Here is a 16,496-nt window from a genome sequence, read left to right on the forward strand (position 1 = left end):
GAGAAGTGATTAAGTTAACAGGTTTAAGTAAGAAGTATGGCAAGACAACCGTTGTTGATGACGCCAGTGCACTGTTTCCAAAAGGAGAGGTGACTTCTATTATTGGCCCGAACGGTGCGGGGAAAAGTACGCTACTTTCTATGGCGAGTCGTCTTACAGACAGTGATGCCGGCGAAGTCCTAATTGGCGATAAACTCCTCGCTGAATGGGACACCAAAGAGCTTGCAAAGCATCTTGCTGTATTAAGACAGTCGAACAACATCAATATGCGATTTACTGTGCGTGAACTTGTCTGTTTCGGACGTTTCCCTCATTCACAAGGCAGAATGCAAGATAATGACCATAAGGTGGTGGACACGGCTCTAGAACATTTGGGTATTACCGATATCCAAGATAAGTATCTCGACCAATTGAGTGGTGGTCAGCGTCAGATGGCGTTTATCGCTATGGTAGTGGCGCAAGATACTGACTATGTCTTCTTAGATGAGCCGCTGAACAATCTTGATATCAAGCACTCCGTTGAGATTATGCAGACTCTGCGCCGTTTAGCGCATGAGTTTAATAAAGCGGTAGTGATTGTTATCCATGACATTAACTTTGCTTCGAGCTACTCGGATAACATTGTCGCAATGAAGCGTGGGCAGGTGATAAAAGCGGGCAAAGTAAGCGAAGTTGTCGACAAGGACATTATGGAGTCTATCTATGAGATTCCATTTGAGATCCGCGAATTTGATGGTGTGAAGATCTGCATGTATTACTCAGGCCGATAACGCCAGCGGTCAAAGGATTCAAAAAACGAGGTAGAGCGCCAGTGTTAGGCGCTCTTTTTGTTAGGAAAAAGTACTCTATCTATAAGTTGATAAGTGAGAGGTAAGTCTTTCTCGTGGTTTGCATTTGTCAGTTTGAAGCGTTCTAATGGATTAGATATGCAGCTTGTTTTATTTCTCTCGTCAAGAGAGCTATCAAGCGATACCAAATTCAGGATGAGTTCGAGAACTGTCAATGGACCTAAAAAAGTTTGATCAATTTTTAGAATTGTTAGATGCAGAGCAGCGAGTCATTATTCAGGCCCATGATTTCCCCGATCATGATGCGATCGCGTCGGCCTTTGCAATGGCGTATATACTGACGCAAAAAGGCTTTCGTCCTTTTCTTTCCTACCAAGGCTTTATTGACCGCGTCTCACTCCACAACTTGATCGGTTGGCTAGATATTCCGATCGTAAATTCGCACCAACTCGATTTAAAACCCAGCGATAAAATCATTGTGGTTGATGGTTGTATTGGGGAAGAGAACATCACCGATTTACCCGGTTTAGAAGTGGCGGTGATTGACCACCATGAGGTTAAGGTACCAAGTTATGTTTGGTACTCAGATGTGCGACCTAATTATGGTTCGACGGCAACGATCATGGTGGACTACTTCAATTACTACAATATTAAAATTCCGAAGAAGATCGCAACCGCGCTGCTTGTGGGTTTGACGTTTAATACTGATAGCTTTACGAAATCGATAGGTGAGATGGACATTAAGGCACTATTTCAATTGCAGAGACGTGCCGATATGGTGACTGTGAATGGAATATGTCGAAATCAAATTGAGTATAAAGAACTTCATTATTTTGACTCAATGCTTGCCACAATGAAGCGGGACAAAAACAGCGCTTTTGCAATTGCCCCTGAGGGTTGTCCTGAGAATATGCTTGGGGTATTGGGGGACTTTCTGCTGACCGTCGATGAAATCGATGTGGTTGTGTTGAGTGCGCGATCTTATCAAAGGACGTTTGTGTCACTTCGTTCTGAGTGTCAGGAGAATGATGTTGCTGAGGTGGTGCGAGAGGCGTTGAATGACCGGGGTATTGGTTATGGCGGAGGCCGAGCTCACAAGGCTGGTGGTGTCATTAACCAACGATTCAGAATGGCTGATGAGCTCGCCTACCTTTATGAATTGATTCGGCCTAGGCTGACACTCGGATAGTATTGAAACGATGATATCAAAATGCCCTATAAACTAATTGGATAGGGCATTTATGTTGATTGGAGTGACATTGCGCTTCTACCTAGTCATACATCAACTCTTTCGCTTTTTCTTCATCAAACTCGTTTAATGACTTCCTGGCAAGATGCCTAAACGGCAGCGCTTTGACTATCTCTTCGAAGGGCTGGATTGCGAACGCCCAGAAGATAGAGCCATCAAAACCGAAGATAATCAACGCACATAGCGGTATTGATATGATCCATTGACCGGTAAAATTAATTTTGAATACCTCAGTCGTTTTACCTAGCGCTCTCAATACATGTCCATGAACCGTGTTGTAGCCGCGAACAAAAGGCAAAAAGATGTAGAGCGGGGCGATAACGGTCAGAGCGTCATAAGTCGGCTCGTCTAAATCTGGATAGATATCACCAATAAAGAAGCTGAGTGCGACAAAGAAAAACATCGATAGGATGGAAATAATCACCGCAATATCGATGCTAGCATCAACGTTCTTTCTTAAGTCCGCCATTTGACGTGACCCAATCGCTTGACTGATGGTGATCGCAGAGGAGTGCGCCCAAGCGGTGATAAATTGTGTACCTGCGCGTATCCAAGGCATGACTAAGGTAATGGCTACATAGGCGTTAATGTTGAGCTGCGTATAGAGCAGCTGATAAATGGTCGCACCGATCGACAGCATGGTGACATTGGCTGCGACAGGGAATATCTCTTTGAAGTGGTTAATGACATTGCGTGAAAAGTTTGTGCCAAACGAATTGAATGACACTTCAACACAGTTCTCTAAACGGATGCATAGGTATAGATACACAGTGCGAATGATGATTGCCACCAGACTGCCAATTGCGGCACCTTGGACTCCTAACCCTTCAAAACTCGACCAGCCATGAATAAACAGATAACTCACAAGTGCGTTGATTGGTAGCTCAATCAGATAACCTCTAAATGGCACCTTTGTTTTGCCCAACCCGTTAAACAAAGCGATGATCACTTGTGTGATTGCCGTGAATAACACGATGTATTTGGAGAAACTGAGGTACACCGCAATTTCGTCATGTAGAGCAGTATCATCGGTTAACGCGCTGATCAGTGAATCGTCGAAAGCGGTTAAGGCCAAGAAAAACAGTAGAGCAGCGCCAAAGTTAATCAACATACCCGCAAGAAAAGAGCGTGACAACGTAGCCTGAACGCCAGAACCTACCGCACGGCTTAGCACCAATTGGGTACCGTTGGCGAGCGCCATTTGAATCCCAAGAATAAATGCGATTACAGTCGTCGCAATGCCCATAGCAGCAAGTGAAATTTCACCTAATGGAGAGACTAAAAGGGTGTCGATCATTAGCATAGATTGCATTAACAGGGCGTTAAGAGCTAATGGCCAAGCAAGAGATAGGTTCTTTTTGACGTAAGATTGAGAAAGCACTGTGACCTCGTAAGGAGCGTACTCATGACATAAACGCGTTATGCCATGAGCGTTTCAAGTCGGATATATCGGTAAAGTGACGTTGTTTACCAGTTATGCTATCGCGACCTGTTTAAGAGGTACTTTGGATAGCTTTTGGTTATCGTCATTTAACAGGCTTTGAGAAGCTATCCGTGCTCCCTCACTATTCCCTGACATAATGGAGTCATAAATCGCTTTGTGCTCCGCTAAACAGAAGCGTCCACCTTCTGCAGAATGATCAATAAATTGTCGGAAAATAGCTGACAAGATATTGCCAAACGGAATATAGAATTGGTTACCTGTAGACAGGAATATCGTGCGGTGGAACAGGTGGTCGTTTACCGTCCAACTTCCATAATCGAATCCTTCAGCCGCGAGGGTCATTTTTTGGAAGAGAATAGAAAGCTCTTTACGTTGTTCCACCGTCGCATTTCTAGCTGCAAGCGCACACGCTTCAGGCTCTATGGCTTTACGAAGGCCTAGGAATTGCGCCAGAAACGGTTTTGTGTCTTCCAGATCTTGAATCCAATCGAGGAGTTGTGGGTCTAAAAAGTGCCAGTTAGAACGAGGCATAATGCGTGTGCCTACTTTGGGTTTTGATTCTATAAGCCCTTTCGCTGACAACAATTTGGTTGATTCTCTCAACGCGGTACGACTTACGCCGAATATTTCACAAAGCTCCATTTCACTGGGTAATTTTTCTTCTTCTTTTAGTTCACCAGATAGGATTTTGCGGGCGACCTGTCTTGCAACTTGGACATGAATGCGGCGGCTAGAATCTTCCACCAGCGTGAATACGGACATGTAAACCACCTATTTAAAAAGGGTCAAAGCCAGAGTGAACTGGCCTTGGGTTGTCAGTGCTACGTCGTCGGTGTTCGAAAGGGCAGTCAGTATAAGATGTGATAAAGAGAGTTAGCTCAACCAAATTCACCATTTCAATATGCTGCTGACCACATTAAATACTCTATGCGAGTATTTAGACGCATCACTGCAAATCATTGAGATGTAATAAGGACATCTCGGTTATGGCCCTTAACTGGACCTGACGTTGTTGTATAAACGATTAGCGAGTTTTTAATAGACCCAATGAAATATCGCAATTTCGACCGAAACATATGCCGTTAACAAGACTGAGAATATAAAAACAAGCTTTAATTAATAATACAATAGCATGTATTTGAATCAAGCAGTACATGACCAAAATCCACCATATATGGCTATATACGGTGAGAAAGATACATATATGTGACATTAGTCGTACAAAATAAAGCGCTAGATAGAAGTGAGAATCATTATTAAGCTATTAGTTGATGGGCAATTTTGAGCGTATTATTTGCGTAATCTAATTTATGCTATTTGTTTTGTTTAAATCTGGGACGGAGCGCAGCAACGATATTTGGTAGTTGAATATATAAGTGATATAGTAAGGATTAAATAATACATAAATAACAACAAGTGAACTTATGGTCGGAACATTCAATTCAATCTCAGGCTCTAAACGTAGTCTGCACGTGCAGGTTGCTCGTGAAATCGCTCGCAGTATTTTATCAGGTGAGCTGGCTCAAGGCTCTATCATCCCTGGTGAAATGGCACTATGTGAGCAATTTGGTATTAGCCGTACAGCACTGCGTGAAGCGGTTAAATTGCTAACATCAAAAGGTCTATTGGAGTCTCGTCCAAAAGTTGGTACTCGTGTTGTTGATCGCGCTTACTGGAACTTTCTCGATCCTCAACTTATCGGTTGGATGGATGGTTTAGCTGACACAGACGAATTCTGCTTCCAGTTCTTAGGCCTTCGTCGTGCAATTGAACCTGAAGCATGTGCTTTAGCTGCGAAAAATGCATCAGCAGAACAGCGCATCGAGCTTTCAGAGACGTTCCAAGAAATGGTGGAAGTTTCAGAAGCTGAAGTATTTGACCAAGAGCGTTGGACGGATGTGGATATGCGATTCCATAGCCTAATCTTTAACGCAACTGGCAACGATTTTTATCTTCCGTTCGGTAATATCTTAACAACAATGTTTGTTAACTTTATTGTTCACTCTTCGGAAGAGGGTAGTACGTGTATCAATGAACACCGTCAGATCTACGATGCGATCATGGCTGGTAATAGTGAAAAAGCACGTGCTGCTTCTGCAAATCACTTGCAAGAGTCGAACCACAGACTACCTGTAGCAAGCTAATGCTATCCACTCTTTAGGATGTGAAGAATGAGAAAAGCCAGCAGATTTGCTGGCTTTATTGTATCGTGAGCAAAGATATTAGAAGCTGTAAGTGATACCTACACGGCTTCGTAGTTGACGGTCAGAACTATCTTGAACGTTACCGAACTCTACATATGGACGCCAGTTCCAATCAGACTCTTTATAGCCAACCTTAAAGTTGTAATCCCACTCGTAGTCAGCACCGCCGCCGCCAGTCCATTCATTGTTTGCAAAGTCTTCCGCATAGTTGGCTTCAAAACCAAATTGGAATGCATTCCAATTGTAATCTAGGTTACCTGTGATTTTACTGCGGTTTCTGTTGTCGTTAGAAGAGTCCGAAGTGTAATCACGGAATTCGTGGCGGTAGCGTAGTTTCGCTTTTAGTCCGGATTCAAACGAGTATTGAACACGTACTTGCGGTTTGTAAGTGACGCTGTCAGAACCGAAGGTGACAGGCATACTTGGTTGGATCATCCATTGATCATTCAGTTTGAATCGGTAGCCGTACTCAAATTCGTTATCTGCAGCTTCCCACTCAGAAAACGGCTTACCTTTTTGCTTCATCTCAGCACCAAAGAAGTGGTTATCGACTGAACCGCTCATCTTGATACGGCTTGCCCAGTCTTCCGAACCATGTTTGTACTCTTGGCGAGCATCAAGAGATGCAGCTGAAAGGCTGCCAGCAAATAGAGTTGCTGTAATAGCTAAAGCAATTTTATTTTTAGAAATCATAATGTTGTTCCACTGTAATTAAAAGTTATGAGGGGTGGGTATGTGTTGACCCACCCGTGGGGGATTTATGGTTTTGGGTAAAGCAGCTCGATATCACGTTGCGCCCAAACCTCTGCTAGGTTCTTTTTCACCGTGAATTCGCTAAAGTCAGTTTCTGTTGCGAGCTTGACCCATTCAGGCTTGTCCATTGCAACGCCTGCTTTTAGATAAAGCGGTGTCATGCGCTCAATGCGACGGCGCTTATCTTTTTGGGTATAAGGCCACTCTTTGTCTAGATCGTGGTAAGTCGCCATCAGTTGAATACCTGTCTCTAAAGAACCGCCTTTTTTATTGGTGTAGTTCCAAAGGTCGATATCGACTTTTTCTCCGATCTGAGCCATCCCGACAAGCGGATCTAAGCTGAAGTAGTGGTAGTGGTACGCGCGAGTACGTTCGATTTCATGTGGTTGAGAGCCGTCTTTCTCGAACTGAGTGTCGATGCGCATCTTGCCTTTCTGAACCATTTGTTTTGCTAGTGGTTCGTTACCAATGAAGTAGGCAATGCTGGCAACTTGGTAGTCATACCAAGTACCGTGGTTGTTCGCGGCGTAGGCTTCACCTTTAGGGCCTCCGGAAAGGTCGTCGACAATTAGCCAATCTAGGTAATCGCCATACCATTGTTTGATTTGTGCTTCATCGTTTTCTGTCCATGCAGGCGATTGAGAAAGCATGGCAATAGAATCAAGCATGCGATCAGCAAGAGAACGGGTATCAATGATGCCGCCACGACGGCCTTCCGCGACTCCCGGCACACCTTGGCCGTAATTCACGTTAGGGTTCATCTTGGTTTCTTCGTTAATGAACCAAGTTCTAATGTAATCAATACCTTGCTGAGCATATTTTTCGTCTTGGCTAAAGTAGTAGGCAATCGCTAATGCACGAACAGAGCGTGTGAAGTGGCCGATTCGTTTTGAATCTGTTTCGTCAGTTTTTGAGGCTGGATTGGTTTTGCCATCATGACGAATCCAAGGTAGGCCATCCTCTTTGTTTTCGTCTGGCCACCAGTATGGGCTGATACTCATGTAGTCGTTTTTGTTGCCGCTTGGTGGGGTCATTCCTTTGTCTGCAACACTGAAAGGGCCATCTTTCATCGCTAAGTCAGCTTCTTCCAATAGCCGTTCATAGGTGACTTTCATTGTGTCTGATGCTTTGTCAGATTGAAGAAGGGTACGATTTGCTTCTAACGTTGCTTCGTCTAGGAAAACGAAGTCGGCTGCAATGACATTTGAACCAAACGTAATTGCTCCAATACAAGCGGCTAAGTGTAGGGGACGTAGGGCTTTCATAAAGTGCCTTTTATTATTGAGTTAAGATAATACAAATATGCTATCCCAATAATTTCATGACGATCTGTGAAATGGATCTACTTGTGTTTATAAAATGGTAGGTAACAAACAGTTACATTCTGACATGATTGTGATAAGGCTATGTTTTATATGGTATTGCTGTATTCATTAGGATCGTTGTGCAATAAATGCACATTTAAGAATTGTGCTCTTAATCATGAAATTGGGAAGAGGGGGGTTTAATGTTTATTTGTAATACATTAATATTATTTTAGCTGGCGCGAGACGGTTACTGATGGTGATTCGTTGTCATTAAATTGATTCGTTCCAGTTATCGGATCTTAGGCATTGATTGAAGTGCCTTACCCCGGTATTTCTATTCTTGCTCCCAACTATACTAATGACGACTTCTATTGAACTGCGTTGAGATAGAAGAAGGTGGTGGCAATACTGCCTTTGCGCCCATGTTGATACAGGCAACATGGGCGTTTTTTTTGACCATCATTCCTAGATTTCCTCTAATAGTATTATTTATATGTCGTTTGTGATTGTGTTTTAGTCGCGAGTTGTAGAAACAGTAACCATGTGTCAATTGGATACTCTTTTCGATGAAAGTTCTATTTATAATATGGTTACTTTGTTCTTTATTGGTTTTATGAATCAATAAGTCTCTGTTATTTATTGTATTTATTCTTTTTTTGGTTTGTGTGTTTATTTGGTCGTCCAAGTGAATATTGATTTTGAAGTCGATCACTCATCTTGCTTTTCTAATGTGAAAACTAAGATTTGAATCACGCATTTGAGTTATTGTAGTACAAATGTGGTTGAGTGGTATCTATAGTCGACCTAACAAAAACACAAATAAAGGTCTCTACGATGGAACTCAATACACTGATAGTAGGAATTTACTTTCTATTCTTAATAGCGATAGGGTGGATGTTTAGAACATTCACTAGTACAACCAGCGACTACTTCCGAGGGGGAGGTAGTATGCTCTGGTGGATGGTGGGCGCAACCGCGTTTATGACTCAATTTAGCGCCTGGACCTTTACTGGTGCTGCAGGTAAAGCCTTTACCGACGGTTTCGCGGTCGCCATCATCTTTATTGCTAACGCATTTGGCTACCTGATGAACTACCTATACTTTGCTCCAAAATTCAGACAGTTACGTGTAGTAACGGTAATTGAAGCGATTCGTATGCGTTTTGGTAAGGTCAATGAGCAAGTGTTTACTTGGTCTGGTATGCCAAACAGTGTTATTTCAGCGGGCATCTGGTTGAATGGTCTTGCAATCATCGCATCAGGTATCTTTGGCTTTGATATGACAACAACCATCATTCTTACTGGTTTGGTTGTATTGGTGATGTCGGTAACAGGTGGTTCTTGGGCTGTTATCGCGTCTGATTTCATGCAGATGGTTATCATCATGGCGGTAACTGTGACCTGTGCTGTTGTGGCTATGTACCACGGTGGTGGTGTTACGAATATCGTTAACAACTTCCCGACTGACTCTTTCATCACGGGTGATAACCTCAACTACCTAAGCATCTTTAGCATCTGGGCGGTGTTTATCTTCCTGAAGCAGTTCAGCATCACTAACAACATGCTGAACTCATACCGTTACCTAGCAGCAAAAGACTCGAACAATGCACGTAAGGCTGCACTGCTTGCATGTATTCTGATGACACTAGGCCCAATCATCTGGTTTATGCCTTCTTGGTTCATTGCTGGTCAAGGTGTCGACCTAGCTTCTCAATACCCTGAAGCGGGCAGCAAAGCAGCCGACTTCGCTTACCTTTACTTCGTACAAGAATACATGCCGGTTGGTATGGTGGGTCTGTTAATCGCCGCTATGTTTGCAGCCACTATGTCTTCTATGGACTCTGGTCTAAACCGTAACTCTGGTATCTTTGTTAAGAACTTCTATGAACCAATTCTACGTCCAAACGCGAATGAAAAAGAGTTGGTGATTGTTTCTAAACTAACATCGACCTTCTTCGGTATCTCCATCATTCTTGTTGCTCTATTTATCAACTCGCTTAAAGGTCTGAGCCTGTTCGATACCATGATGTACGTTGGTGCTCTAATCGGCTTCCCGATGACAATCCCAGCGTTCTGTGGCTTCTTTATCCGTAAGACACCAGACTGGGCAGGTTGGGGCACATTAGTTGTTGGTGGTTTTGTTTCGTACTTTGTTGGCTTCGTGATTACAGCAGAGATGATTGAAGGTTGGTTCGGTCTTAATGAACTTACTGGTCGTGAATGGGCAGACCTTAAAGTTGCAATTGGTCTTATTGGACACATTGTATTTACCGCTGGTTTCTTTGTTCTTTCAACCTTGTTCTACAAGCCATTGCCAGAACATCGTGAAAAAGACGTTGATACTTTCTTCGGTAACTTGGCGACGCCGCTTGTTGCAGAAAGCACAGAGCAGAAGAAGCTGGATAATAAACAGCGTCGCATGCTAGGTACGCTGATCGCAGTAGCGGGTGTCGGTGTCATGACCATGTTTGTTCTACCAAACCCAATGTGGGGACGTTTAGTGTTTGTATTGTGTGGACTGATTGTATTCTCGGTTGGCCTGCTATTGGTGAAAGCCGTCGATGATAAGGTCGAGAGTGCTCAACAAGAAACAACCGCATAATAAAAGTTAATAAATTCAAAGCCGCTCGTGATGAGCGGCTTTTTTTATTGCTCGAAAAACGCTTTGGGGTTGGAACAAACATCACGTCTATGTGAGCGCGTCTAGGATTTAGCGAATTTTTTACTTAGTTCTGTTGAGGACTTAAATTTGCGACCTACACTTGATAAATAACTAGTTGATTTATATTGGGGTAATAATGAGTAGTAAACCGACCGTTTTAGTGATAGACGACACGCCCAGCAATTTAGATGTGCTCACCGGAATACTCAAAGATACCTATCAAGTGAAAGTCGCGATCAACGGCCATATTGGTATGAAAATCGCTAAGACTGTTCCCCAGCCCGATCTGATTTTGCTCGACATCATGATGCCAGAGATCGATGGTTTTGAGGTTTGTCGTCAGCTCAAAGCTCAACCCAACACAGCTCATATCCCTATCATATTTGTTACTGCGAAAATTGAACCGGAAGATGAAGTCAAAGGGCTCTCTTTAGGTGCCGTTGATTACCTAGCCAAACCTATTACCCCTGAAATTGCCCTGCAAAGAGTGAAAACGCATATCGCTTTGTACGACCAACAGCGCGCACTGTCTAGCCAAGTTAAAGAGAAAACTCGAGAGATCAATCTTGGTAAGTTAGAGACTCTCAGTATTTTGGGTCGGGCCGCTGAGTTTAAAGATAATGAAACGGGCATGCATGTCATGCGCATGAGCCATTATTGTGAAATATTGGCTAAAGCCTCCGGTATGACAGATGAAGACGCAGAGACGTTACGCGACGCAGCACCCATGCATGATATTGGCAAGATAGGCATTCCAGATAGCGTGTTACTTAAGCCCGGTAAACTCGATGCTGAAGAGTGGACCATCATGCAAAAACACGTTGAATATGGTGTCGAAATTCTTGGCACACAGAGCGACTCCAAGCTAATGAAAATGGCAATTCAAGTGGCGCAGTATCACCATGAAAAGTGGGACGGAAGTGGTTATCCAAATCGTATTGCAGGTGAAGATATACCATTGGTCGGAAGAATCGCTGCGGTAGCTGACGTGTTCGATGCCCTAACTGCCGAGAGACCCTATAAAAAAGCGTGGAGCGTCGATGAAGCTCTGAGTTTGTTCGAAGAGCAAAAGGGCAAGCATTTCGATCCTAGGATTGTCGAATTGTTATTTGAAAACCTGCCTCAGATCTTAGCGGTCAAAGACAAATTTAAAGATGAGTGAACGCTTCATGCTGAAGTTAAAAGCTACGGTTGTTTCAGTGTGTCTGTTGATTCAGCTACTGTTTGTGGTGAATGTCAGTGCGTCTGAGATTAGTGATGAGCAACTAAATCGTTGGTTAGACAATAAACCCACGATAACGTTTATAGCTCTTACCAACCATTACCCATACTCCTTTATTGACGATGATGGAAAGGTCTCTGGCATTATCAGAGATTGGACTCTCGACCTTGAAGAGAGGTTTGGTATTCATGCGCGGTTTATTAGCGTTAATTCTCGCAGTGACGCAAAAGCTGCGTTACTTGATGGTCGAGGCGACGTATTTCCCTTTCAACAGTTTGACCCCAGTGACGGTGGACGGTTTTTAGCGAGTGAACCGTACATTCCCTATCAGGTTGCCGTAATTGTCCCTATTGATAACAGAATATATGGCAACTTGGATCAAAACACGAAACGCCGCATAGCTATGGTTAATGAAAATATCGACCTACAAAGAGCGGGCGTACAACTAAGTTCTATTGAACGTGTGGACTTCGACAATGTGATTGATGCGGTACGTGCGTTAGGTGCCGGCAGTGTCGATGGCATTGTTGGGGAACCCATTACTACGATGGGGTTAGCAAACGAAGTGGGTGTTCATGATCTCGCGATTAACTATGTATTGGAGCATTGGAAAAAACTAGAAGCCTCAATGGTGGTGAGATCGGGAGAGTCTGAAGTTCTCACACTGTTAAACAAGCAGATTCAAACATTCTCCATTAGTAAAAAGAACCAAATCTTATCGAAGTGGTTAGACAGTTCGCCGTATCGACCGCCTTTAAAGGGAGTCTTTGGTTTTGGTAACCCACCTTATATGTATCCCGGTAGTACAGCCGTAGGGTTGGAGCATGACATAATGCAGCGTGCTTTTAATGACATGGGGTACAAGTTGGGTGATGTTGTCACGCTGCCACCCAGTGCAGCTCGCAAAGCGATAGAAAGCAATAACTCAATCTCTTTTGTGTCGGGTGTGCAAGTTGACGACCCAGACGCTCACTTCTTGAGTGACAGTGTTCTAGATGTTGAGTTTGTGCCTGTTTCATTGGCTCGACGTCAATTGAATCTGCAATCGAAAAGTGATCTTTCACTGGGAGCTCTTCTATTTGATGAGACTTCTCCAATAAAAAACTCGGTTGAAGTTCTAACGAGCAAATTGAATATTGACCGAATTGAAGATTACGAAAGCCTTGAATCGGCATTTGCCCAGTTGAGGGCGCAAAATGTCGACCTCTTAATGGTCGAAAAACGGGTTCTAAAATGGTTCATCACTAACACTCGCTTTATTGAGATGGCGGAGTTAAAGCTGCATGACAATTATAAGGTGACATACCCAATATATGTGGATTTTAAGACTCAAGAACTGAGAGATAGTTTTAATGCAGCGCTCTCAAATCTAAAGCAGACCGATGATGGTTTGCGCCAGATTATCGAAACCCATGTACAAAATGACCTGAGTCAGATACTAAAAAAGGCGAGTATTATTGCTCAAGCGTCCGCTTACTTTATTGTCAATGACCGCTTTGACGAACTGTTTGAGTTGTTTTGAAGTTTTCGATACCGATAGCTCATTTCAAGTGATTACGGCGCAAGCTGATAATAATAATCGACCGATTAAATCTTGGTATCTCGGTAACTTAGTCGATGACCACGGGGAGAGGAAAAATACGTCTCACTTTGCATCTGTCACCAAAACGGCAAATTACCGGACTAAAGGCGGAGCGATTAATTCAGGCTCGATGACTTTCTATTTTGATACTCAGTCGCCAGTACGTAAGCACGTTTACTTTCCTACCATAGAACAGTTCGACCAATTCGGTGATGCGGCAAAACGTTATATTGCCGATGTGTATCAAGCGAACAACTTGATTGGGGAAATACTCGATTTAAGCCAAGAAGAAAGACAGTGGATCAAAGACAACCCGAATGTGCGGATCGGAATTGATCCTAATTCACTTCCTTATGAGGCCGTATCGAGCGCCGGTGAATATATTGGGATGATTGATGACTACTTAAAACTCATCGAACAAAAAACAGGTCTAAACATTGAGCATGTTGATGTAGCGAATTGGTCAGAAACCAGAAGCTTAGTCGACCGTCAGCAAGTAGAGTTGGTTTCTGCAGCTAAAGAAAATGTTTCTTTAGGTGAAAATGTTAGAGCCGCACACCGCCTATTTTCGAGCCGATTAGCCATCGCTTCAAGACGGGATGTCAGTAGCTTAGTTTTAGAAGAAGCGTCAGGCTGGAAGATTGGTATTCTAAAAAATGCGGCCAATACCAGTGCGATAATGGAGAAATACCCTAACGTCGAATGGGTGTTGGTTGAGTCAACGGCCAATGGCCTTAATCAGCTCGATGACCAAACGTTAGATGGGATGATCGATACCGTTGATGTCCTAAATTATCTTATTGACTCATTCGGTCACCGAGAGGTCGGAATTATTGGTCGACTCGATTTTTATCTCTCACCAACTCTGCATGTGATTAAAAGTGAACCTCAGCTTTATTCAATCATCAATAAGGCGATCGAAAGCATCTCCGCAGATGAGCACCAAAAGATATCAACGAAATGGGCCGCTCCGAAAGCGATAGAAAGAGTCGACTATCAACTCGTCTATACCATCTCAGCTTTTTCTCTGGTGATTGTTTTTCTTATTGTCTTTTGGAATCGCAAGCTCGCAAAACAGATTCGGATTGCGAATGATGCGACCAACGCACTCAAGAAGGCACAGGCAGAGCTTTATAACATGTTGAATAGTTCTCCCATTGCAGCCGCTGTTGTATTTGAAGAACAAGTTCGTTACGCCAACGATACAGCAAAACACTTATTTGGGGTGGAGAATGTCGAACTCTCCTCAATAGACGTTTCATCTATTCATGATTCATTGGAGGTGCGCGACGAGATCCACAACGAACTAAGCGTGAATGGTAAGGTTGAGAACAAAGAGTTGGTGTTGAAAAAGTCTGATGGAACACGATTCGTTGCTCTAGTTAGTTACTACCTGTTTGAGTTAGACGGTGAAATTGCCACGCTGTTTTGGGCTTTTGATATTTCGGAAATGAAACGTCTTAACGAACAATTGGAAGAAGAGAAAGAGAGAGCGGATCTTGCAAGCCAAGCTAAATCTGAATTTCTAGCGAATATGAGCCACGAAATCAGAACACCAATGAACGCTATTATTGGTTTGTCTTATTTGGCCATTGGCGAAATCATTAACCCCGTGGCAAAAAACTATGTTGAGAAAGTCCACCGATCTGGTCAGTCGCTACTCACTATCATTAATGACATTCTGGACTTCTCTAAGATAGAGGCCGGTGAGCTTGGCATTGATAGCATACCGTTTAGCGCTATTCAGCCTTTGAATGAAGTTGTAGAGCTAATGGAATCGAAAGCGAGCGAAAAGCAACTGGCACTGCATACCGATTTTGATATTCCCAATGACCTAGCGCTGATTGGCGACCCCTTGAGACTATTCCAAGTAATACTGAACCTCGTAGGTAATGCGATTAAGTTTACTGAGCAGGGTCACGTCACTATTCAATGTCGTGTCATAAGCGAGTCTTTGGATACGACAACCCTGAGTGTCTCCGTTGTCGATACTGGTATCGGCATATCAAATGAGCATAAGAAACATCTCTTTGAAGCATTCAAACAAGCTGATAGCACCACGACCAGACGTTTTGGTGGTACTGGACTTGGGCTCAATATCAGCCAAAAACTGATTCAAGCAATGGGCAGTGAGATACATATCGATAGTGAGTTAGGGAAGGGGAGTTGTTTCTATTTCACTCTCGAACTGCCTAAAGCCTCACAAGCGGAAGTGGCCAAATTCAGAACCAAAGAAGCGGCCAAAACGCAAACCGTGTTCTTTAACGGTGAACGCGTGCTTTTGGCAGAAGATAATGAATTGAATCAAGACCTAGCGCTGGCGTTCCTAAAGAGAATGAACTTAACAGTCGACTTGGCAGAAAACGGCCAACAAGCGGTAGACTGCGTTAGAAACAATGACTACAAACTTATCTTGATGGACTTACAAATGCCTATCATGGATGGTTATGCCGCAACGCGTCACATTAAACAAATTAAGGGGGATATCCCAATCATTGCTATGTCTGCAAATGCATTCTCAGAGGCTAAGCAGCGGGCGATAGAAGCGGGTATCGATGATTTCCTTGATAAACCTATTATGATCGACAAAGCCGTGGCGAAGATCGCTGATTATCTTGGGGCAAGTATTGTTAACGATACTAGTCAAGAGAGTGAGCCGTTAATCACAAGCCAAAACTCTATCCCTAGTTTGGGAACAGAGGGGGAGATATTGTCATTGACTGTGATCGACCGTTCTACCCAAGGTGATGAGTTGTTAAAGCAGAAGCTACTCGCTCGCTTTAACGCTCAGGCTCAACCCATGCTGAAACATGCTCAAGCTTATCTCAATGATGGAGATTGGGAGGCTCTAGAACGAGAATTGCACTCACTGAAAAGCATGTGTGGCGCGATAGGCGGAGTTAAGGCTCAGAGCGCTTTGGCTGACTTTGAACGTAGAGCGAGAGAGCGGAGCTTAACTGGGGCTGATTTAGAGACTGCGGCAGCGAGAATCGCCGAGTTAATTGAAGCCCTTCGCCCTTATCTCAAACAAGAGCGCCAACCAAGCAACAATTTGCTTGATGACGGTTTAAGTCATGAATCAATAGCGATGACTTTAGAACAAAAACAGAAGCTGATTGAATTGATCTCTAATTACGATAGTGAAGCACTCGACTTAACAAATGAGTTATTGTCGAGCACCACGGAGTCTGGGTTAAAAGAAGTTCAACAAGCTCTTGAGCAATATGACTTTGATACGGCATTGGAACGTGCAAATCACATTAAAACATAGCCCGGTTTAGGGCAG

The 16,496-nt window shown here is 43.4% G+C and carries 9 protein-coding genes and 1 pseudogene; 6 read left to right on the forward strand and 4 right to left on the reverse strand.

Annotated elements, in window-relative coordinates; genetic code table 11:
* Nucleotides 1-5 precede the first annotated feature (5 nt).
* Together L1D60_RS03590 and L1D60_RS03595 are read left to right on the forward strand one after the other, a co-directional pair.
* Nucleotides 6-770, forward strand: a complete 765-nt coding sequence (locus tag L1D60_RS03590) for an ATP-binding cassette domain-containing protein (RefSeq protein ID WP_239839779.1) — start codon at nucleotides 6-8, stop codon at nucleotides 768-770.
* A 232-nt stretch (nucleotides 771-1,002) separates the two neighbouring features.
* Nucleotides 1,003-1,977, forward strand: coding sequence for a DHH family phosphoesterase (locus tag L1D60_RS03595; RefSeq protein WP_239839780.1), 975 nt, complete (start codon nucleotides 1,003-1,005; stop codon nucleotides 1,975-1,977).
* 82 nt (nucleotides 1,978-2,059) lie between these two features.
* On the opposite strand, the gene L1D60_RS03600 is transcribed toward L1D60_RS03595, so the two are convergent.
* Together L1D60_RS03600 and L1D60_RS03605 are read right to left on the reverse strand one after the other, a co-directional pair.
* Nucleotides 2,060-3,418, reverse strand: coding sequence for an MATE family efflux transporter (locus tag L1D60_RS03600; protein ID WP_345772855.1), 1,359 nt, complete (start codon nucleotides 3,416-3,418; stop codon nucleotides 2,060-2,062).
* A gap of 93 nt (nucleotides 3,419-3,511) precedes the next feature.
* Nucleotides 3,512-4,243: a FadR/GntR family transcriptional regulator gene (locus tag L1D60_RS03605; RefSeq protein WP_239839781.1), complete on the reverse strand. Its 732-nt coding sequence runs from the start codon at nucleotides 4,241-4,243 to the stop codon at nucleotides 3,512-3,514.
* 662 nt (nucleotides 4,244-4,905) lie between these two features.
* On the opposite strand from L1D60_RS03605, the gene L1D60_RS03610 reads away from it, so the two are divergent.
* Nucleotides 4,906-5,625, forward strand: coding sequence for a FadR/GntR family transcriptional regulator (locus tag L1D60_RS03610; protein ID WP_239839782.1), 720 nt, complete (start codon nucleotides 4,906-4,908; stop codon nucleotides 5,623-5,625).
* Between the two features lie 78 nt (nucleotides 5,626-5,703).
* Here L1D60_RS03610 and L1D60_RS03615 read toward each other — a convergent pair whose 3' ends face one another.
* Both L1D60_RS03615 and L1D60_RS03620 read right to left on the reverse strand, forming a co-directional pair.
* Entirely contained in the window at nucleotides 5,704-6,378 is a 675-nt protein-coding gene (locus L1D60_RS03615) for an oligogalacturonate-specific porin KdgM family protein (RefSeq protein ID WP_239839783.1), read from the reverse strand.
* Between the two features lie 65 nt (nucleotides 6,379-6,443).
* Nucleotides 6,444-7,703, reverse strand: a complete 1,260-nt coding sequence (locus tag L1D60_RS03620) for an alginate lyase family protein (protein ID WP_239839784.1) — start codon at nucleotides 7,701-7,703, stop codon at nucleotides 6,444-6,446.
* 876 nt (nucleotides 7,704-8,579) lie between these two features.
* Here L1D60_RS03620 and L1D60_RS03625 point away from each other — a divergent pair.
* The 3 genes and pseudogenes from L1D60_RS03625 to L1D60_RS03635 all read left to right on the forward strand — a co-directional run bounded on the left by L1D60_RS03625 (nucleotide 8,580) and on the right by L1D60_RS03635 (nucleotide 16,481).
* Nucleotides 8,580-10,346: a transporter gene (locus L1D60_RS03625; protein ID WP_239839785.1), complete on the forward strand. Its 1,767-nt coding sequence runs from the start codon at nucleotides 8,580-8,582 to the stop codon at nucleotides 10,344-10,346.
* Between the two features lie 196 nt (nucleotides 10,347-10,542).
* Complete coding sequence (locus tag L1D60_RS03630) at nucleotides 10,543-11,568, forward strand: two-component system response regulator (RefSeq protein WP_239839786.1); 1,026 nt, start codon at nucleotides 10,543-10,545, stop codon at nucleotides 11,566-11,568.
* Nucleotides 11,561-16,481, forward strand: a pseudogene (locus L1D60_RS03635) (transporter substrate-binding domain-containing protein). Before L1D60_RS03630 ends, L1D60_RS03635 begins: the two are co-directional and overlap by 8 nt.
* The last annotated feature ends 15 nt before the right edge of the window (nucleotides 16,482-16,496 follow it).

The organism is Vibrio sp. Isolate30 (assembly GCF_022397975.1).
Taxonomy (GTDB): domain Bacteria; phylum Pseudomonadota; class Gammaproteobacteria; order Enterobacterales; family Vibrionaceae; genus Vibrio; species Vibrio fortis.

Bases quoted from the DNA above. Each gene is read 5' to 3' on its own strand.
- L1D60_RS03595 (WP_239839780.1), top strand. From the start codon at position 1,003: ATGGACCTAAAAAAGTTTGATCAATTTTTAGAATTGTTAGATGCAGAG.
- L1D60_RS03605 (WP_239839781.1), bottom strand. From the start codon at position 4,243: ATGTCCGTATTCACGCTGGTGGAAGATTCTAGCCGCCGCATTCATGTC.
- L1D60_RS03610 (WP_239839782.1), top strand. From the start codon at position 4,906: ATGGTCGGAACATTCAATTCAATCTCAGGCTCTAAACGTAGTCTGCAC.
- L1D60_RS03615 (WP_239839783.1), bottom strand. From the start codon at position 6,378: ATGATTTCTAAAAATAAAATTGCTTTAGCTATTACAGCAACTCTATTT.
- L1D60_RS03620 (WP_239839784.1), bottom strand. From the start codon at position 7,703: ATGAAAGCCCTACGTCCCCTACACTTAGCCGCTTGTATTGGAGCAATT.
- L1D60_RS03625 (WP_239839785.1), top strand. From the start codon at position 8,580: ATGGAACTCAATACACTGATAGTAGGAATTTACTTTCTATTCTTAATA.
- L1D60_RS03630 (WP_239839786.1), top strand. From the start codon at position 10,543: ATGAGTAGTAAACCGACCGTTTTAGTGATAGACGACACGCCCAGCAAT.